Origin of the sequence: Marinobacter sp., from assembly GCF_041687235.1 — a bacterium.
In the GTDB taxonomy this organism is placed as follows: domain Bacteria; phylum Pseudomonadota; class Gammaproteobacteria; order Pseudomonadales; family Oleiphilaceae; genus Marinobacter.
The window spans coordinates 45113-64873 of sequence record NZ_JAWLCH010000001.1 but is presented as its reverse complement, the minus strand read 5'-3'; the positions used below and the strand labels follow the sequence as shown (position 1 = coordinate 64873).

General features: G+C 60.1%; 14 protein-coding genes. All 14 read left to right on the top strand.

All coding sequences use genetic code 11. From position 1 onward, the window contains the following. Window positions 1-242 precede the first annotated feature (242 nt). The 14 genes from tssB to tssM all read left to right on the top strand — a co-directional run bounded on the left by tssB (window position 243) and on the right by tssM (window position 19680). The gene (gene tssB / locus ACESMK_RS00265) at window positions 243-740 is read left to right on the top strand and encodes a type VI secretion system contractile sheath small subunit (protein WP_372994107.1); all 498 of its coding nucleotides are present in this window, start codon (window positions 243-245) and stop codon (window positions 738-740) included. Between the two features lie 56 nt (window positions 741-796). Continuing rightward, window positions 797-2278, top strand: coding sequence for a type VI secretion system contractile sheath large subunit (gene tssC / locus ACESMK_RS00260; RefSeq protein ID WP_372994105.1), 1482 nt, complete (start codon window positions 797-799; stop codon window positions 2276-2278). A gap of 3 nt (window positions 2279-2281) precedes the next feature. Continuing rightward, entirely contained in the window at window positions 2282-2722 is a 441-nt protein-coding gene (tssE, locus tag ACESMK_RS00255) for a type VI secretion system baseplate subunit TssE (protein ID WP_372994103.1), read from the top strand. A gap of 145 nt (window positions 2723-2867) precedes the next feature. Beyond that, window positions 2868-4640 carry a type VI secretion system baseplate subunit TssF gene (gene tssF, locus ACESMK_RS00250; protein WP_372994101.1) on the top strand — a complete coding sequence of 591 codons (1773 nt, stop codon included), beginning with the start codon at window positions 2868-2870 and terminating at the stop codon, window positions 4638-4640. Then, complete coding sequence (gene tssG, locus ACESMK_RS00245) at window positions 4604-5620, top strand: type VI secretion system baseplate subunit TssG (RefSeq protein WP_372994099.1); 1017 nt, start codon at window positions 4604-4606, stop codon at window positions 5618-5620. Before tssF ends, tssG begins: the two co-directional genes overlap by 37 nt. 20 nt (window positions 5621-5640) lie before the next feature. Next, on the top strand, window positions 5641-6957 hold the full coding sequence (tagH, locus tag ACESMK_RS00240; protein ID WP_372994097.1) for a type VI secretion system-associated FHA domain protein TagH: 1317 nt from the start codon (window positions 5641-5643) through the stop codon (window positions 6955-6957). Then, the gene (tssJ, locus tag ACESMK_RS00235; protein ID WP_153634063.1) at window positions 6954-7487 is read left to right on the top strand and encodes a type VI secretion system lipoprotein TssJ; all 534 of its coding nucleotides are present in this window, start codon (window positions 6954-6956) and stop codon (window positions 7485-7487) included. The genes tagH and tssJ overlap by 4 nt, the downstream gene beginning before the upstream one ends. Beyond that, window positions 7487-8821, top strand: coding sequence for a type VI secretion system baseplate subunit TssK (tssK, locus tag ACESMK_RS00230; protein WP_372994095.1), 1335 nt, complete (start codon window positions 7487-7489; stop codon window positions 8819-8821). Before tssJ ends, tssK begins: the two co-directional genes overlap by 1 nt. A gap of 3 nt (window positions 8822-8824) precedes the next feature. Further along, on the top strand, window positions 8825-9652 hold the full coding sequence (gene icmH / locus ACESMK_RS00225) for a type IVB secretion system protein IcmH/DotU (protein ID WP_372994093.1): 828 nt from the start codon (window positions 8825-8827) through the stop codon (window positions 9650-9652). 10 nt (window positions 9653-9662) lie between these two features. Next, a complete protein-coding gene (tssH, locus tag ACESMK_RS00220) occupies window positions 9663-12296 on the top strand; it encodes a type VI secretion system ATPase TssH (protein ID WP_372994091.1) in 2634 nt (877 codons plus the stop codon). A 78-nt stretch (window positions 12297-12374) separates the two neighbouring features. Continuing rightward, window positions 12375-13943, top strand: a complete 1569-nt coding sequence (locus ACESMK_RS00215) for a sigma-54 interaction domain-containing protein (RefSeq protein ID WP_372995403.1) — start codon at window positions 12375-12377, stop codon at window positions 13941-13943. Further along, window positions 13943-14584: a type VI secretion system-associated protein VasI gene (vasI, locus tag ACESMK_RS00210; RefSeq protein ID WP_372994089.1), complete on the top strand. Its 642-nt coding sequence runs from the start codon at window positions 13943-13945 to the stop codon at window positions 14582-14584. Before ACESMK_RS00215 ends, vasI begins: the two co-directional genes overlap by 1 nt. 34 nt (window positions 14585-14618) lie before the next feature. Continuing rightward, window positions 14619-16055 (top strand): type VI secretion system protein TssA, encoded by a 1437-nt coding sequence (tssA, locus tag ACESMK_RS00205; RefSeq protein ID WP_372994087.1) that lies wholly within the window; start codon window positions 14619-14621, stop codon window positions 16053-16055. Window positions 16056-16086: 31 nt separating this feature from the next. Next, entirely contained in the window at window positions 16087-19680 is a 3594-nt protein-coding gene (gene tssM / locus ACESMK_RS00200; protein WP_372994085.1) for a type VI secretion system membrane subunit TssM, read from the top strand. Window positions 19681-19761 lie beyond the last annotated feature (81 nt).

Sequence of the window (19761 nt, the reverse complement as noted above, 5' to 3'; positions counted from 1 at the left end):
TTGGCGAGTATAGCGACAGCCATGGACTCCGTCATTGACTGAATCTGCGTTTGTGGCTGGCTGAAAAGAGAGAGGTCGGGCACTCTGGCAAAAGCTTGCCCGGGCGCACATTCCTGACGAAATCTGGCCACTTTTTGCTTGAGAAAGGCAAACGATCTGTGTAGAGTTTTCGCCGTTACGCGCCAGGAGGGTGCGTACAAGGGATTGACCAATTGCAAATGATTTGCACAGGGAGCAAGCGCATGTCTTCAAAAGACGGTTCCGTCGCGCCTAAAGAGCGCATCAATATCAAGTACGTCCCCGCTACCGGAGATCAGCAGGCAGAAACCGAGTTGCCGCTAAAGATGTTCGTTGTTGGCGACTTCAAGGGACACGCCGAAGAAACCCCCATCGAAGATCGCAAGGCCATTTCTGTCGACAAGAACAACTTCCGTTCGGTCATGAAGGAAGCCGGCCTGACTCTTTCCACTACCGTTACCAACAAGCTGGATGAGGAAGCCGACGAGCTGCCGGTGAACCTGGAATTCCAGACCCTTGATGACTTCTCCCCGGACAGCGTTGCCCGTCAGGTTCCTGAGCTGAACAAGCTGATTGAACTGCGGGAGGCTCTGGTGGCCCTGAAAGGCCCCTTGGGTAATGTTCCGTCGTTCCGTTCGAAGCTGCAGGAGCTATTGGATAACGACGAAGCCCGAGACAAGTTGCTGGCCGAACTGGAACTGGCCACCGATAGCGAAGAGTAAGCGAACGCTCGCTGACAACCTCCGATTTAATTCAAAACGTACTGAAGGGATGTGGTATGTCTGATACTGCTGTGCAGCAATCTGCTGCCTCCGAATCTGTTGCAGAAGGCTCGCTCTTGGACCAGGTGATGGCCAACAGCCGCATGGCGCCGGCGGATGAGGGTTATGATGTGGCCCGTAAGGGCGTGGCAACGTTTATTGCCAACCTGCTGAAAAGCGACGAGAAAGGCCAGCCGGTCAACAAGGCGCTGGTGGACCAGATGGTGGTCGAGCTGGATCGCAAGATCAGCGCCCAGATGGATGAAATCCTGCATGCGCCCAAGCTGCAGGAGCTGGAGTCATCCTGGCGCGGCCTGAAACTGATGGTTGATCGCACCGACTTCCGTGAAAACATCAAGGTGGATATCCTCCACGCCACCAAGACTGAGCTGCTGGAAGACTTCGAGTTCGCACCCGACGTCACCCAGACCGGATTCTACAAGCACATCTATTCCACCGAATACGGCCAGTTCGGCGGTGAACCGGTCGGAGCGGTTGTTGGCAACTACGCCTTTACCCCGTCCACACCGGACATGAAGTTGCTGCAATACGTATCGTCTGTCGGAGCGATGGCCCATGCCCCGTTCCTGTCCTCTGTGGCGCCGTCGTTCTTTGGCGTCGACAGCTACCAGGAACTGCCCGCCATCAAGGAACTGAAGGCCGTTTTCGAAGGCCCGAAATACGCCAAATGGCGCTCCCTGCGTGAATCCGAAGACGCCCGCTACCTGGGCCTGACCTCGCCGCGCTTCCTGCTGCGTGTACCTTACGATCCCACCGAAAACCCGGTGCGGAGCTTCAACTACAAGGAAGATGTGTCGGCGGATCACGAACATTACCTGTGGGGCAACACGGCCTACCTGCTGGCCACCCGCCTGACCGAAAGTTTCGCCAAGTACCGCTGGTGCCCGAACATCATCGGCCCCCAGAGTGGTGGTGCGGTGGAAGATCTGCCAGTGCACCTGTTCGAATCTTTTGGTCAGCTTGAAGCCAAGATCCCGACCGAAGTGCTGATCACCGACCGTCGCGAATACGAAATGGCGGACGAAGGCTTCATCGCCCTGACCATGCGCAAAGGCAGTGACAACGCGGCGTTCTTCTCTGCCAATTCAGTACAGAAGCCCAAGCAGTTCCCCAACACCAAGGAAGGCAAGGAAGCGGAAACCAACTATAAGCTGGGTACGCAACTGCCTTACATGATGATCGTTAACCGCCTGGCCCACTACATCAAGGTGCTGCAGCGGGAGCAGATCGGCTCCTGGAAAGAGCGTCAGGATCTGGAGCGGGAACTGAACACCTGGATTCGCCAGTACGTGGCCGACCAGGAAAACCCGCCGGCGGACGTCCGTAGCCGCCGCCCCCTGCGTGCCGCGCAGGTGACCGTGTCCGATGTGGAAGGTGATCCGGGTTGGTATCAGGTGTCCCTGGCCGTGCGTCCGCACTTCAAGTACATGGGCGCGAACTTTGAACTGTCACTGGTTGGCCGACTGGACAAGGATTAATCCGTGTTCAATTACCCGGCCAGCGACGGATCGCAGGGCGGCAGCGGCAGCCTGTTCGAGAGACTGGAGCAGGCCGCCGCACCGGCCGGCCAGAGCATGGGGGAGATCACTCACGTTGTTGAATCCATCAAGCGCCACCTGGTCCGCCTGCTGAATGCCCACCCGGGCAACAGCGCCAGCGTACCGGATCTGGGCCTGCTGGATTTCAACGACGCCACGCTTGGCACCCACGATCTGAGCGTTCAGATCCGGGGCGCGATCCGGCAGTGCATCGAGAAGTTTGAACCCAGGGTCAAGCGGGTGGATGTCGTTAATCTGCCCCAGGGACCGGATCCGCTGCAGTTGCGGTTTCAGGTGACCGTGTACCTGAATGTCGGTGACAAAGACGATAAAACAACCATAGATTTGGTTCTGGATGACAAGCGTTACTACCAGGTGGTGTAACGGAAAAGATCATCAAACACCAAGGATGGCAAGAGTCGGTGGGGATGCTTTTCTGCAGGGAAAAAATGTCTGAGCGCAGCGAGTTGTTTTTTCCCGGAAGAAAAGTATACCGACCGGCTCATACGCCCAAGGATGCGGTAGTTGTATGAAGTTGAATCGCTTTTACCGGGACGAGTTAAGCTTTCTCAGGCTTCAGGGCCGGGAATTCGCGGATGCCCATCCGCAACTGACCCGGTTTCTGTCGGAGCAGAGTACGGATCCAGACGTTGAGCGCTTGTTGGAGGGCTTTGCCTTCCTGACCGGCAAACTTCGGGAAAAGGTCGAGGACGAATTCCCGGAGATTACCCATTCGCTGCTGAACATGCTCTGGCCGAACTACCTGCGGCCGGTACCCAGTTGCACGATCATGCGTTTTGATCCGCAGTTGCATGCCATCAGTGAACGCCAGCGGGTAGAGCGTCATACCGAGATCAAGAGCCGGCCCCTGGGTGATGCCACCCGGCAGACCCAGTGCCGCTTCCGGACCTGTCGGGCAGTAGACGTCTTTCCGGTGAGCGTTGCTGCGGCCCACGCCGAGCATTCAAGGGAAGTGTCCTCTGTGACCGTCGACCTGGCACTGCACACCGATCAGCCATTGTCTTCATTGGGAATGGACAGCCTGCGCTTTTACCTGGGTGGTGAAAACCATATCGCCGAAACCCTGTTTCTCTGGCTGAACCACTATCTGGAACGGATTGAGCTAGTCGTGGGCGATTCGGTCTACCGTCTGCCGGCCTCTCTGTTGCAGCCGGTCGGCTTTGGTGACGACGAGGGACTGCTGCCTTATCCAAAGAACGCCTACCCGGGCTACCGCATCCTGCAGGAATACCTTAGCTTCCCCGAGGCTTTCCGTTTCGTGGACATCCACGGCCTGGCGCGACGGCTGCCGGCCGCGCAGGCAGACGAAATCAGCCTCCGTTTTCATTTCAGCCGGATACTGCCGCCGGATGCCAAAGTGCGGGAGGACAATTTCCAACTCTACTGCACCCCCGCCGTGAACCTGTTTACCCATGAAGGCGAGCCGGTGGACCTGAACGGTCGCCAGACCGAATACCGGATTTCGCCCTCCAGTCGTTCGCCGGACCATTTCGAGGTGTTCAGCATCGAGCAGGTGGAAGGTTGGCTGGAGGGTCGGTCCGGGCGCGGTGAGCCACGCATCTATACGGCCTTTGAGAGTTTCCAGCATGAGGTCGAACGGGATCGGGGCCGAACAGCCCTGTATTACCGGGTCCGGGCCCGGGACAGCGTGCGCGGTGATGGTTTCGACCATTACATGTCGTTTGTCCGGGGTGATGAGTCCGAGTGCCTGAGCCGGCAGGAAGCGATTTCCCTGACGCTGACCTGCACCAATCGACAGTTGCCGAGTCAGCTGGCGGTGGGCGAAATCTGCATGGCCACCGAGACCACGCCGGCGTTTGCCACCTTCAGCAACATTACCCGGCCCACCGCGACCCTGCGGCCAACCCTGGACGGTAGCCTGTTGTGGACGCTGATCTCGAATCTGTCCCTCAACTACCTGTCCATGCTGGATGTGGATGCCCTGCGAACGGTCCTGCGGGTCTACGACTTCCGTGCCCTGGTAGATCGTCAGGCGGAGCGGGTTTCCCAGAAACGCCTCGCGGGTATCACCGGTATCGAAACAAGCCCGGTGGACCGGATGGTCAAAGGGCTGCCTGTGCGGGGTATTCGCTCGGTACTGGAGCTGGATGAGCGGGCATTTGCCTCTGAGGGCGATCTTTATCTGTTTGGCACGGTTCTGAGCCAGTTCTTTGCCCTTTACGCCAGTATTAACGCATTTCACCAACTGGAAGTGGTGAATACCGATAATCAGGAACGGTACACATGGACGTTACAGCAAGGTCAGCAGCCGCTGATGTAGCCGAGCTGCAACCCGTTCTGGGGAATGCGCGGCGATACAGTTTTTTCCAGTTGGTGGACCTGATTCACCGGCATCATGGCGATGATCTGGAACGCAACAGTGACGATCAGCCCCGCCAGGAACGGATCCGGTTTTCTGCTTCCGCAGGGCTGGGGTTTCCCGGTAGTGACGTGGTGTCGGCGTTGTCACCTGAGCACGAGCACGCGCCTTATCAGATGGAGGTCAGCTTTCTGGGGCTGCACGGTTCCCAGTCGCCATTGCCGGGTTATTACCTGGAGGATCTGGCCTGGGAAGCGGGCCAGAACCTGGGTGTCCGCCGCCATTTTCTGGATTTCTTCAACCACCGACTGGTCACCCTGTTTCACCGGGCCTGGCGCAAGTACCGCTACTACGTCAGGTTTCAGCCCGGTGCCTCGGACGGCTTTTCGGAACTGATCTTTGCATTGGTGGGATTGGGCGACAGCCGGTTGCGAGAGGCCACGCCGGTTAACTGGTCCAAGATGCTGGCTTATGCCGGCCTGATGGCCGGTCGCAGCCGTTCACCAGAGGTGGTGAGTGGCATCGTTGCCCACTGCTTTGATCTGGATGACGTCAGCATTGAGCAATGGGTCTTGCGCAAGGTGGCCATTGCCAGCGATCAGCAGACCCGGTTGGGGCAGGCCAACGCCTCTCTGGGTAGCGACACGCTGGTAGGGTCGGCCATCCGGGATCGCAGTGGCAAGTTCGTACTCCGGTTGCGAAACCTGAGTCGACAGCGCTTTGCGGACTTCCTGCCCAATGGTCAGGATCATCAGCGCCTGGTCAAACTGGTGGAGTTTGCAACGCGGGAGCAACTGGCCTATGACCTGGAGCTCCAGATCCGCCCGAAGGACATCCGCCCCATGCAGTTGGGCGAAGATGTGCGGCTGGGGTGGAATTCCTTTGTAACCCCGGACCGGGCAAGGCGCCGACCGGCGGTGCGTATTCAGATTCGCCGGTAGATCCGGCAGGGAAGGCAGACATGGATGAACAACGGGCGGTGAGCCTGAAGCTGACTGTAACCAACCCGACGGTTGCCGGCGGGGGTGCAACCATCGAGCACTGGTTCAGCGTTCGCGGCGGCTCCATCGGAACAGCCGCCAGTGATACCTGGCGATTAGCGTCCCAGCGAACGGGCGCGGTTCCCGGCCATGCAGAAATCCGGTTCCTGGATGGCGGTTTCTGCCTGATCGACCGTAGCGGCCGTACCTACATCAACAGCGCCAGCCAGCCCGTGGGCCGGGGGCGTCGGGCTCGCCTGAATCATGGCGATACCGTCGGTATCGGACGCTACCGGCTTCGTGCCGAACTGGCCGAGTCTGTCGGGGATCCGTTGATTGACCGTGGTGAGTCAGAACAGGCCACGGTCCTGGTTGATGTCGATGAGGGGCCGTTGGTCCGGGGACAGGACTCGATGAGCGCGAACGAGAATCCGGAACCGTTGCAAAAACTTGCACCGGCAGCCGGGGAGGCAGTCAGTGATGATCCGCTGGCACCCTGGAGTGGGCAGTCGGAAGAACAGGAGCCGGAAACCGACACTCTGATGGCCAGCGAGGCCTCCTGGTATGCCCCTCAAAGGCCTGTCTCGGATGAGTACCGAGAAAACCGCGACGTGGCGGTTGGCCTACCCGTTCGCAAAGGAGAGAGAGACAGGATGTCTGAGACCACAATGACCGGTGATCGCCGGGAGTCTGTCGACCAGAGCAGCAAACACATCAGCGGTGCGCCCCTGCTTCGGGGTATGGAAGCCGGGCTGGACTTTGCCGACAGCGATGAGATGCGCCTTTTTCTGGAAGAAGCGGGGCAAACCCTGAAGGCGACCGTTGAAGGGTTGTTGGCCCTGCACCAGGGAGAAGACAGCCGGCATCAGGCGCTGAGAACCCGTTTGCAACCCATTGAAGATAATCCACTTCGGTTGGGCGAGGGTTATGAAGACACAGTGCAGACCCTGTTCGCCAGCCATCGCAGCCCGGTTCACTTGTCGGCGCCGGCGGCGGTGCGGGAAAGCCTGCAGAGCCTGAACCATCACCAGCAGGCAACCCGTGAAGCCATCAGTGAGGCGTTGGCGGCCATCCTGCATGCCTTTTCACCCGAGGCCTTGCTGCGCCGCTTCCACGGTTATCGTCGGGGGCTTCGCCAGAATGAGGAGGAGGGACGCTGGGCCTGGGATATGTACCAGCATTACTACCGCGAACTGAAATCCAGTCGTCAGCAGGGGTTCGAGCGCCTGTTCCAGGAGGTGTTCGAACAGGCTTACGACCAGAACCTGCGCCAACTACAGAGGGAGAACCCGTTGTGAAGACCTGCAAATGGAGCTTGCTGGCCATCGTATTCGTGCTTGCCGGATGCAGCACGCCCTATAACGCGGTGACCAAAACCGCAAAAGTGCTCTGGGACCCCGATATCCCGGTGGGGTACCCGGAAGATCTCCCCAGCCGCGTGGGTCTGACCATGGTGGCCGAGCCGGATGTTAACCCGAACGAATCCCTGGCACCCACCCCCATCGCATTCCAGATCATCGAGATGCGCGACAGCTCCCTGCTGATGGCCGGGGATTTCGACCAGTTGCTGAGTGACCTGGAGTCGTCACTGGGCCAGAACTATGTGGACCACAGCGATTATTCCCTGGTGCCTGGCCAGTTCAAGTTCATCGAACCCTTCGAGATTGGCGAGGACACCCGATTTATCGGCGTGATCGCCTTTTACGCCTACCCCAACCTGTCCCAGTGGAAGAAGGTGGTAAAGGTGGATCCAATCGGCGGCCGCTACAACCTGCTGGTGAACCTGCGGGAGCGGGAAGTTCAACTCAAGCATTCGGATGACACCTGATGGCGGTAACCAATCGAGTCGTCTGGAGTGATGGCCTGTTCATCAAGCCCCAACACTTCCAGCAACAGCAGCGATATCTGGAACACCAGATCAATGAACGGGCGCTCGCGATTTCCGATTACCTCTATGGTTTCAGTGACCTGGAGCTGAATGCCGAATACCTGAGCTTCGGCCGGATAGGCCTGGTTCGGGCCTCCGGCCTGTTCCCCGACGGCACCCGTTTCAGCCTGCCCCAGGACGATGTGATGCCGGAGCCGATGGAAATCTCCGATGCTTCCGTGGCCAATCAGATTGTCTATCTTGCGCTGCCGCTCGGCAGTGACAGCCTGGCGGAAGTGGAATGGCCGGACGCCCCGGTGTCCGGCCGGTTTCGTGCCGATTCCCGGGAAATCCGGGATCTGCATTCGATCGACGGCGATGCCCATACCATTGATGTGGCGCGCGTTGCGCCCCGCCTGATGCTGGAGCGCGAAGATCGCAGCGCTTATGCTGCCCTGGCCATCGGCCGGATTATGGAAAAGCGCCCGGATGGCAGCCTGGTGATGGACCCGAATTTCATCCCTACCATGCTGAGTGTGCGGGCCGCGCCGAGACTGCAGCGATTTGTCGGGGAAATGGCGGGCCTGATGCGGGAGCGGGCACGCAATATCGCCGAACGTGTCGGTGCTCCCGGGCAAGGCGGCGTTGCGGATGTGGCGGACTTCATGTTGCTGCAGATGCTCAACCGGGCCCACCCCAGATTCATGCATCTGGCCCGCCTGCGGCAGTTGCATCCCGAACGACTGTTTGAAGCCCTGCTCGAGCTGTGTGGCGAGTTGGTGACCTTCACCGATGAAGGGCGCCTGCCGAGGGAGTACCCGCCCTACGATCATGATCTTCCGGAAGACTGTTTTACCCCGCTCATGCAGGTTCTGCGGCAGTCCCTGAGTACGGTACTGGAACCAAGAGCCCTGGCTATCCAGCTCCAGGAGCGCCAGTACGGACTGACCGTGGCCCCGGTTCAGGATGCCCAGTTGGTGAGGGATGCGGAATTCATTCTTGCGGTCAAGGCCGACATGCCGCTGGACGATCTGCGCAAGCAGTTCACCCAACAATGCAAGGTGGCCTCGGTGGAGAAAATACGGGATCTCATCAGCCTGCAACTGCCGGGAATTCCGCTCTCAGCGCTGCCGGTTGCACCCCGGCAGTTGCCGTACCACGCCGGCTTCGTGTACTTCCGCCTGGACGACCAGAGCCAGGCCTGGCAAATGCTCGACAACGCCAGCGGTTTCGCGTTCCACGTGGCCGGCAGTTTCCCGGGCATGGAAATGCAGTTCTGGGCAATCAGGAGTTAAATCATGACAGATGCACAGGTAATGGATTTACCCAATGGCAGCAGGAATTCCGGCAGCAGTGCATTCAGTGATCTGATGTTTGCCGACAGCGAGAAACCTTCCGAGGGCAACAGGGAAGGCTTGGTCGACGAGCAGTTCCAACTCAGAGGCTTGGAACATAACCGCCTGATTGATGCCGCCACACCCTTGCTTGGCCTGGTAATCCGCATACGCAGGCTGGCGCAGTATCGCGCGGTGGAAACCCTGTATCAGCAGGTCGTCGACGAGATCGCCGCGATTGACCGTGAATTGGTGGAGCAGGGGTACGACCGGCCGGTTGTTGTGGCCTACCGGTACGTACTTTGCGCCTTCATTGACGAAGCCGTGCTGGGGACCGATTGGGGCGCTCACAGTGTCTGGTCCCAGCATTCGCTGCTGTCCCGTTTCCACAATGAGACCTGGGGCGGGGAAAAGGTCTTTGCCATCCTCGCCCGGATGGAGCAGGAACCGGCCCGCTACCGCGACATGCTCTCGTTCATCTACCTGTGCCTCTGTCTCGGTTTTGAGGGCCGGTACAAGGTGATGGAAAACGGCCGGGATGAGTACGATCAGATCGTCCGGGGCCTCCACGATCAATTGAAAGCACTGCAGGGGGAGCAGGATCACGCGCCTCTGGCGGATGCCCGGATGAACGTGACACCAACCCGCAACCGGCTACGCAGCGGCTTGCCGGTCTGGGGGGTTGCGGGTCTGTTTGTGGCCGCGATGGCCGGGATCTATTCCCTGTACAACATGGCATTGAACGAGCGCATCACGGACGTATTGCGCGTATTGGATCAATTACCGAAATAAGGACATCACTGTGATTCGGGTAGAACTGCCGGCGCTGATCGGGCGCCTTAACGAAATATCACGTCAGGCTCTGGAGGCCTCTGCGGCCCTGTGTATCAGCCGCCAGGGCGCCGAGATTACACCAGCGCATCTGCTGTTCCAACTGCTGGAAACCCCGTTTTCCGATGTGCGCCAGATTCTGGAACACACCGGTATGGATCATCAGACGCTGCAGCCGGTGGTAGGCGATAGCCTGAGCGGCGAAGCGCAAAGCGCCGAGCCCTATCCGTCCTTCTCTCCGCTGTTGGTGGAGCTGATGCAGGATGCCTGGCTGCTGGCTTCCACCGAACTGGGGCACACCGAACTGCGCTCTGGCGCCGTCTTCCTGGCCTTGCTGATGAGTGCCGACCGTTACCTGATGCCCCGTGTCGCAAGGGAACTGGCGGGTATCAACCGCGAGCAGCTACGCAAGCAGTTTGAACGGTTCACCGACGGCTCGGTGGAGCGGCCGGAACTGAACGATCTGGACCCCGGACAACCGGTGGTGAGCGCGGATCTGGACCCACTTAAACGCTACGCCACCGATTTCACCAGACTGGCTCGGGAAGACAAGCTGGACCCGGTGGTGTGCCGGGATGCCGAAATCGACCAGATGATCGACATTCTTTGCCGCCGTCGCAAGAACAACCCCATTGTGGTGGGTGATGCCGGCGTGGGCAAAAGCGCAGTGGTGGAAGGCCTGGCCCTGCGCATCGTTAACGGTGATGTGCCGGATCGTCTTAAACAGGTGGAGCTCTGGACCCTGGATATGGGGGCCCTGCAGGCCGGTGCCTCGGTGAAAGGCGAGTTCGAAAAGCGCCTGAAAGGCGTGATCGAAGCGGTCAAAGGCTCCGCTACCCCTATCATCCTGTTCATCGACGAAGCCCACACCCTGATTGGCGCCGGCAACAGCGAAGGCGGCTCCGATGCCGCCAACCTGCTCAAACCGGCCCTGGCCCGGGGCGAGCTGCGCACCATCGCCGCGACCACCTGGCGCGAATACAAGAAATACTTCGAAAAAGACCCCGCCCTGAGCCGGCGTTTCCAGCCGGTGGCGCTGGATGAGCCCACACCCGGAGAAGCCGTCCACATCCTCCGTGGCCTGCGCACCGTCTATGAAAAAGCCCATCAGGTCCTGATCGCCGACAGTGCCCTGAAAGCCGCCGCCGACATGTCTGCCCGTTACCTTGCCGGCCGTCAGCTACCGGACAAAGCCATCGACGTACTGGACACCGCCTGTGCCCGGGTCAGCCTCAATCTCAGCACACCGCCACGCCGCCTGAGCCACGTCCGCAGCGAGCTGCATCAGCTCGCAATGGAGCAGCAACTGCTCAGCAGGGAACACACCCTTGGCCAGAGCGTGGATGCAGAACGTGAACAGGCCCTGGAGCAGCAGATTGCTGACCTGACCACCGAAGCCGAAGCCCTGGAACAGAGCTGGAACGAACAGCGCGAGCTGGTGGCCCGACTGGTGGAGATCCGGGAACAGTTGCTCACCGGCGAACCGCAGGCCGAAGCGGATATCTCTGAATTGACCGATGGGGATACAGAAGAACGCCCGGACCTGAAAAGCGAAGCCGCCGCCATTGAGCAGGAACTGGCCGGGCTCCAGGCCGATGAACCGCTGGTACACGCCCGCGTTGATGCCCGCCAGGTGGCTCAGGTTATCGCCGACTGGACCGGTATCCCGGTTAACCGCATGACCACCGACGAACTGGAAAAAATCACCCACCTGCCGGCGTATCTGCAGGAGCACATCAAGGGTCAGGACACCGCCATCGATTGCCTGCACCAGCACCTGCTCACCGCCCGAGCCGACCTTCGCCGGCCTGGCCGCCCCATGGGCGCGTTCCTACTGGTAGGTCCCAGCGGTGTTGGTAAAACTGAAACCGTGTTGCAACTGGCCGAGCTGCTCTACGGCGGTCGCCAGTTTCTCACCACCATCAACATGTCTGAATACCAGGAAAAACACACTGTTTCACGCCTGATCGGCTCACCGCCGGGTTATGTCGGCTTCGGGGAAGGCGGCATCCTGACCGAAGCCATCCGCCAGAAACCCTACTCTGTGGTGTTGCTCGACGAAGTCGAAAAAGCCCATCCGGAAGTTCTCAACCTGTTCTACCAGGCGTTCGACAAAGGCGAACTGGCTGACGGCGAAGGCCGACTCATTGACTGCAAAAATGTCGTCTTCTTCCTCACCTCCAACCTCGGATACCAGACCATCGTCAACCACGCCGAGTCCCCGGCCAGCCTGGACGAAGCCCTCTACCCGGAACTGGCCAGCTTCTTCAAGCCGGCCTTGCTGGCAAGAATGGAAGTGGTGCCCTACCTGCCCCTGGGCGAGGAAACCCTCAACCGCATCGTTGGCGACAAACTCCAGCGCCTGGCGGACCAGATCAAAACCCGTTATCACACCGAAGTGGAGCTTCAGGAAGGCCTGGTCGATGCCATCCGCAGCCGTGCGACAAGAAGCGAAAACGGCGCAAGGATGCTTGAGTCGATCATAGAGGGTGAGTTGTTGCCGCCGGTTTCATTGGCGTTGCTGGAGAAACTGGCTGCGAGGGAGCCGGTTACAAAGGTCACGTTGGGTGTTGAAGATGCCAAATTCAGGGGAATGGTGGTTTAGGGCCACTCTAAAGTAGCGCAGCGTGCGGTCGGCGCACACAAAAGCATAATAATCTTAGGGAAGAGAACCATGGGACGGATGCAGATGGAACTGCACACCGGCATCGACCTGGCGGTGGCCCTGATCCAGCAGGACAACCTGCCGGATCTGCTGAAAACCGCCACAACACAGTTGGAAAACGCCTTCGGCCTGACCCGCTGCTGGGCACTCGAACTCGACCTTAGTGGCCGGACCCTGCACTGCAACGGCCTGGCCGAACAGGGCGAATTCGACTGCGGCGACTTCAGCCACCCCTTTGCCCACGTGCTGCAAACCGGCAAAGCCCGCGAACTGAGCCGAGCCGCCAGCTACCGCCTGGACCATGCCGGTTTCCAGGCCCTGTTCGAAGCCAGCGACCGCCCCCGGTCCCTGTGGCTCGAGCCGCTCACCGGTGACGATGGCCGAACCCTCGGCATACTCGTTCTCTGCCGAGACGAATCTGACTGGGACGGCATCACCGGCCAGCCACTTTACTGTGGCCTACGGCAACTGCTGGTTCATCAATGGATTACCCAGCTTCAGAGCCGCGACCAGATCTGGCAACGCCGCCTGCTCAAGCGCTCCCTGGATCACCTGCACGACGCCGAAACTGTCCGTAACCACTGCGAACAGCTGGCCCGAACCCTCGTGGGCAACTCCGAGGCCATGATCAGGCTTCGGGCCCAGATCGTTCGGGCCGCCGGTAGTCAGCTATCCGTGCTGGTGCAGGGCGAAACCGGTTGTGGCAAGGATGTGGTCGCCCGCGGTATTCACGAAATGTCCGACCGGGCCGACGGGCCTATGGTCGTGGTCAACTGTGCCGCCATCCCGGATACCCTTCTGGAAAGCGAGCTTTTCGGCCATACCAGGGGCGCCTTTTCCGGTGCTGATCAGGATAAGCAAGGCCTTCTGGCCCAGGCCAATGGCGGAACCCTGTTCCTGGATGAAATCGGGGACATGCCCATGGCTTTGCAATCGAAGCTGCTCCGGGTGCTCGAAAGCCGCCAGTTCCGCCCATTGGGCGCCCGTGAGGAACAGCGTTCGGACTTTCGTCTGGTGGCGGCTACCCACCAGCCGCTGCAGGCAGGGATTGAAGATGGCCGTTTCCGGCGGGACCTGTTTTACCGACTGAGCCAGTTTCCGCTGCGGGTGACGCCCTTGCGAGAGCGCCCGGACGACCTTGAGGCCCTGAGTCGTCACTTTATCCGGCTATATACCGAACGTGAGGGTACTGGACCAATGGGTATTTCCAGCCACGCCCTGCATCTGTTGGCTGGATACGACTTCCCGGGCAACGTTCGGGAGTTGCGTAACATCATTGAACTGGCCTGCCTGCAAACCCCGGGCGGGGATGATATCCAGCCGGAAGTCCTCCGGCTCAATGATCTGTTTGAAGAGCCCCTTGGCTGGAACATGGCAACATTGGATGCCGGAGACCGCAACTCCATTGATTTGCCCGCTGTGGAAGAGATCCGGGATCTTAAAGCCGCGGCACAGGCCTTTGAAGCTGCGATTATTCGCGAGCGCTTGCGTCAATACGGTGGTAACCGTGCCCAGGCGGCGGAAAGCCTCGGGCTGCCAAAGCGGACCCTCGCCCATAAGTGTCTCAAGTACCAGGTGACAGATTGATGATTCCCCGAAAACTGCAATCTACCGGTCGCGTCCTTGTCGCACTGGCGCTGGTCTTCCTGATCTCCAACGCCTGCGCCGACCAACTTGAGGATGCCCGGCTCTGTACCGGTGAGCCCCAGCGACTTGAGCGGCTAGCCTGTTTTGATGAGGTTTTTGGCACGCCTGTGGCGGCGTCCGGGGACCAACCCACGGCCCCGGATGGCCGGCGATCCGAGCGGTGGCGACAGGCCTACGCCAGTGTTGACGATGCAGGCGCCGGCGTGTTTTTCCGGGATCCCGGAAGGGTCGCCGGTCAGCTGGTGACCATTCCGGCTTTGGGCGTTCAACCTCCCAGACCTCTGCTCGCGCTCCAGTGCCACAACAACATTACCGAACTCACCCTGATGCTGCCGGAGACGATGGACGAGGAGCGGGTTCGGTTGGGGTTTGGCAAGGGACAGACCATCTGGCGGGTACGGGACAGCGGTTTCGTGCTCAGCGGCGGCCGGGGCCTGCCGGCCATTCGTACCGTTAAGGCCATGATAGAGAGCAAAGAAGTGCGCATCGAATCGCCCAACAGTCGCATTGATGGCCTGCTGTTTGATCTCTCGGGTTACCGCCGGGCCATTGAACCGCTACGCGAGACCTGTGGCTGGTAGTCACAGGCGGAACACAGCAAGTCGGGACAGTACCATGCAGATCATTGAGCAACACCCTTACGTTGAACAGGTCGTCTCACCATTGCCCGGTGATTCGGGCGTGGGCGAGGCACTCGGCGACGATGCAACGCTGGAGTTCCTGGAAAACGAGATCATGAAGGTAGGCTCGCTGGCCCATACCGACATCGATTGGAGCAAGGTCGAAAGCGATGCCCTGACAGTTCTCTCGGACCGTAGCAAGGATCTGAAAGTACTGGGCTTTCTGCTGATAGCCCTGCAGCGTGGTGGCGACGGGGAACGGTTTGCACTGTCCCTGTACCTCTTGCATCGGGTTCTGGACGAGTGGTGGGAGCAGGCCTGGCCCTATCCCGGGGACAAAGGCGGGCGGGCCCGCAAAATGATGTTTACCCAGATGCTCCAGCGCGCCGGCAAGGGTGTCGATGCCCTGGCGTTCGATGGCAGTGTTGGCGACGGTCGAGCATTCTGCCTTGAACTTCTTTCCAGACTGATGGACCAGGCCGCTGGGCGGGAATTACCGGAGGAGCCACTGCAGGATCTCAAACGGGCGGTTGAAAAGCTGCCACGGGTCAATGATGCGACGGCAGCGCCCGAACCGCGTTCGCCGGCAGCGGCGGGCGGCCAGGATTCGGACGCCGAGACACCAGCGCAGAAGCCGACACAGGCAAAGCCATCCCTCGGCTCTCTCACGCTGGACCCGGGCGACGAACGGGCAACCCGGCAGAGTCTTCTGAAAGTCGCGGACATGCTCACCGAAACGGGTCCGGACCAGCCTCTGGGGTACCAGATTCGCCGCTACGCTATCTGGCAGAACATCACTGCGGTACCACCGACACGGGACGGAAAACGCACCGATCTTGCCGCAGTCAGTGCTGATCGTGTGGCCGATTATCGGGAAGCCCTGGAAAAATCCGCAGACCTCGGATTGTGGCAAAAAATCGAACAGAGCTTGTCGGTCAGTCCATTCTGGCTCGATGGACACTGGTTGAGTGCACGGGTAGCAGCAGTCCTGGGCCACCATGCCTGTGCAGAAGCCATCCGTGTATCCGTAAGGGAGTTTGTCGAGCGGCTTGCCCAGTTGTCGGAACTCACCTTCAACGATGGCACCCCGTTCCTCTCCCGGGACGCAGAAGAGTGGCTCTGGTCCGCGCCCGCGGCGGGTGGCTCCGCAGGCAGCGCCAATGCCTGGGAAGAGGTTTATGACAAGGCCCGGGAGCTGGTTGGACAAAAGGGGCTCTCTGTTGCGATGCAACTACTGGAGGACGGGCTGGCGGACGCCAGGGAGCCAAGAGACCGTTTCTATTGGCGCCTTGCCAGCGCCCGATTGATGAAAGACGCGGGCCTGAAATCACTGGCGGCGCAACAGGTTCAGGATCTTCAGGCACAGGTCCGTGGCCTGGCTCTCGAAGACTGGGAGCCCGGCCTGATCAGGCAGCTTGAGAAGCTGGGTTGAGCCCCGAATACACCAAGGAATCACAGCAGGAATGGACACCATGTGGAGAAAAGCTTTACTCATCGGTCGCTGGCTTCTGCCATATCTCAAAAATGCAGCCCCGGTCACCCTGGCCCTGGGGGTTATTGCCTTGCTGGTGGCCACCTGGTGGCTGGGGCCGCGGTGGGAAATGAACGGCGAGTTTCCTCTGGCGGCCTGGCAGATGCGGGCCCTGGTAACCCTGGGCGTTGTCCTTGTGGTCGCCATGGTGTGGGGCATGATACTGGCGCGCCGCCTGCGCAAGGTGAACGTCCGGCAGGCGGAAGAGCAGAAGGAACAGGAAGATCCGATTCTGCCCATGGAGCGCAAGCAGCAGCGACTGCTGGACCGTCAACTGGCGGCTCTGAAAAGCAATCTCCCGGGACGCAAAGGCATTTACCGGTTGCCATGGTATCTGGTGATGGGCCTTGAGGAGGCCGGCAAGACCAGTCTGATTCAGCGCTCCGGGCAGACCTACACGCTCACCAACGTAACCCGAAACAACCGGGTCGATCGCAACCCATTCGGCTTTGACTGGTGGATTGGCGATGAGGGTGTGCTGATCGATCCGGATGGTGAACTGCTGAGCCAAAGTCAAGGAGAGGGTGCCGGCGCTGAGATCCAGCAGCGCCTGTGGAATCATTTCATTGCCTGGCTTGAGCAACATCGCCCACAGCGGCCCCTGAACGGGGTGGTGCTCGCGGTTGATCTGGCCAGTCTCAGTGTGGCAGATCCCGGCCAGAGGCAGGATCAGGCCATCCTTTTGCGTACGCGTCTGCGGGAACTCATGGAACAGATAGGCTCTCGTTTGCCCGTGTATGTCACATTCACCAAGATGGATCTGCTCTACGGTTTTGGCCCGCTGGTGCGGACCCTGAGCAAGCAGGAGAAAGAACAGGCCCTTGGCTTTACCTTCAGTCTCGAAGGTCGACCGGATAACGACGACTGGTTGAACCAGTTTTCCGACCGATACACCGCCATGGTTGAGCGTCTCAGCGATCGCCTGCCAGAGGTTCTGGCCAACACCCGGGATGCCGAAGAACGGGCAGCAGCTTATTCCTTTACCCGCCAGCTTGCCGGCCTGAAGCCGGTGCTGGAGCATTTTCTGACCGACCTGCTGTCTGCGGATGTGTTCTCGACACCGGCGATGGTTCGCGGCGCCTACTTTACGTCGGTGTTGCAGGAGGGCGTACCTGAGGATGCGTTTGTCTCGGCAGCTGCCGCCAACTACCAGATCGCTGGGCCCATTCAGCCTGCCCAACGGGTGGGGCCGTCCGCCAACCTGTTCACCCGGGCTCTGTTTCCGGAGATCATCTACCCGGAGGCCGGTCTTGCCGGAGACAACCGACGTGTTGTTCAGTCCCGGAAACGCCGGCTGGCTGTGGCCGCAGCAATGGCAGTGTGTGCCGGTGCCGGCATGACCGCCGGCTGGCAGCATTACTTTATCAAGAATGCGGAAGCCGCTACCGCTGTCGAAGCACGTGTCCAGCAGTTCATTGATAACTGGCAACCGGTGGGTTTTGAACCGGACAACACTGGCCGGAACCTGCTCGGCCCACTGGATGAGCTTCGTGAGGCGACCCTGGCCTTTGGCGACCATCGACGGAAGTGGCCGCTGCTCAGCGATATGGGCCTTTACCGGGGGCATGAGGTGGGCCCGGAAGTGGAAGAGTCCTACCTGGATATGCTTGCCTATCAGTATCTGCCGGCACTGATGTTCGGAGTGATGGCCGAGATGGGACGGGCACCCGACAATAGCACCGAGCGCCTTGAGCATCTGCGGGTGTTGCGCATGCTTTATGACGCCAGTGGTCGTCGGGGCGATATCGTGAACCGCTACATGCGGGATTACTGGCAGCGGGCGTTCCCCGGCCAGAGTGAACTGCAGCAACGGTTACTCGGTCATCTGGACTATGCCATGGTGCATACCGACCTGGCACAACTCACCCGCCAGGGGGATGCAGTGGCTGATATGACGCTGGCGCCGTTCCGTAGCAGTGTTCAGTGGGCACAACATGAACTCGGTCGGATTGCTACGCCAGACCGGGTCTACCGGGATCTGGAAACTGAGGCAGAACAGGAATTCCGGGCGCCGCTGGAACTGGCCCGTGCATCCGGGCCGGCATTCAGCACGGTGTTTGTCCCGGTGGATGCGTACGGCGAGCCGGTCAGTTCCGGGGCTGCGTTGGAAGAAGATGCTCTGACGATTCCCTCGCTCCTGACCCGGGAGGGTCTGGAAAAGTGGTTCCTGCGAAAGTCCGGATCGGTGACGGATCTGGCTCTGGTCGACGCCTGGGTTCTGGGCCGCCGGGATAACGTTGATTTCAGCAAGGCGGACGAAGCCGAGCTGCTGGCCAGTTTGCAGACCCTCTATGCCGAGCACTATGCGGAGGCCTGGCGTACCGCCTTGAGTCGCATCGATATTCAGCGGTTCGAGGACCTGAACCACGGTGTACGTATTCTCGAGAGCCTGACCAGCGGCCACGAACCCCTGGCAAACCTGCTTGGGCAGATTCGTCACAACACGCGCCTTGTGCCCTCGGCAGACGGGGAGAATGCCGCGGCCCGGGAAGTTCTGGAGCGGTCTCCCCATTTCCGAATGCTGCAGGATATTGAGCGGCAGTTCGCCGACCTCAACCAGTTGACCCGAAAAAATGACGATCAGCCAACCGGGCTCGAACAGGTCATGATGGTGGTCAGTGAACTTCACGAATACATGCGCAACATCCAGGAAGCGCCAGACAAAGGCAAGGCTGCCCTGGCTGCAGCTCGGGCCAGGATGGGCCTGCAGGGCGCCGACCCGATCTTCACCCTGCAGCGCATGGCAAGCAACCAGCCCGAGCCGCTGAACCGGCTGCTGACTCGGCTGGCTACGGAAAGTTGGCGGGTGGTGCTGGATCAGGCCGTGGCGCAACTGGAGCGTGATTGGTACCGCGAGGTGTACCAGCCCTTCCAGCAGAACCTGGCCCGCCATTATCCGTTCAACCCCGATTCAGGGCGTGATGTCGCGTTGCAGGACTTCGAGCAGTTCTTTGCTCCGGGCGGCGCACTGGACACCTTTTATCAGGAAAACCTGAAACTGTTCCTTGAGGACCACCCCGAACAGGTAGGCGACGCCCGCCGCGCGGGACTGGTACGCCGTGATGTTCTGGCTTCCCTGGAGAACGCGACTCGAATCCGCAGGGCCTACTTCACCCGTGGCGGGTCCCTCGATGTGGAGTTTGCGCTGGAGCCGCTCAATCTCTCGTCCAACAAACGCCGCAGTGTGGTCAATGTGGATGGCCAGTTGGTGGAGTTCAGCCATGGCCCGCGCCAGAGTATTCCGCTGGTCTGGCCCAATACCCTGCGAGACTCCGTGGAGAGCCGTATCACCCTGGTGCCTGTCCAGGTCAATCGTTCGCCCCGCAGCCTCTCGGAGAACGGACCCTGGGCCCTGTTCCGCCTGCTCGATAAAGCCGACATTACCGGTGTAAGCAGCAGCGCGGTGGATGTCCGGTTCCGGGTCGACGACGGGGAGATGCGGTACCGCCTTCACGCTGGCAGCAACACCAACCCGTTCACACAGCAACTGCTGGCGGGGTACCGCATACCCCGCAGCTTGTATTAAACTAGGGCCGCCCTGGTGGGAACAGGAGGTTTTCACCGGGGCTGAGGCTTTGTACAGGATGGTGCGAAGACCCGGATTTTC

Excerpts from the sequence above, each read along its gene's own strand:
- tssM (WP_372994085.1), top strand. The coding sequence starts at position 16,087 with ATGGACACCATGTGGAGAAAAGCTTTACTCATCGGTCGCTGGCTTCTG.
- tssA (WP_372994087.1), top strand. The coding sequence starts at position 14,619 with ATGCAGATCATTGAGCAACACCCTTACGTTGAACAGGTCGTCTCACCA.
- tagH (WP_372994097.1), top strand. The coding sequence starts at position 5,641 with ATGGATGAACAACGGGCGGTGAGCCTGAAGCTGACTGTAACCAACCCG.
- vasI (WP_372994089.1), top strand. The coding sequence starts at position 13,943 with ATGATTCCCCGAAAACTGCAATCTACCGGTCGCGTCCTTGTCGCACTG.
- tssB (WP_372994107.1), top strand. The coding sequence starts at position 243 with ATGTCTTCAAAAGACGGTTCCGTCGCGCCTAAAGAGCGCATCAATATC.
- ACESMK_RS00215 (WP_372995403.1), top strand. The coding sequence starts at position 12,375 with ATGCAGATGGAACTGCACACCGGCATCGACCTGGCGGTGGCCCTGATC.
- tssF (WP_372994101.1), top strand. The coding sequence starts at position 2,868 with ATGAAGTTGAATCGCTTTTACCGGGACGAGTTAAGCTTTCTCAGGCTT.
- tssK (WP_372994095.1), top strand. The coding sequence starts at position 7,487 with ATGGCGGTAACCAATCGAGTCGTCTGGAGTGATGGCCTGTTCATCAAG.
- tssC (WP_372994105.1), top strand. The coding sequence starts at position 797 with ATGTCTGATACTGCTGTGCAGCAATCTGCTGCCTCCGAATCTGTTGCA.
- icmH (WP_372994093.1), top strand. The coding sequence starts at position 8,825 with ATGACAGATGCACAGGTAATGGATTTACCCAATGGCAGCAGGAATTCC.
- tssG (WP_372994099.1), top strand. The coding sequence starts at position 4,604 with ATGGACGTTACAGCAAGGTCAGCAGCCGCTGATGTAGCCGAGCTGCAA.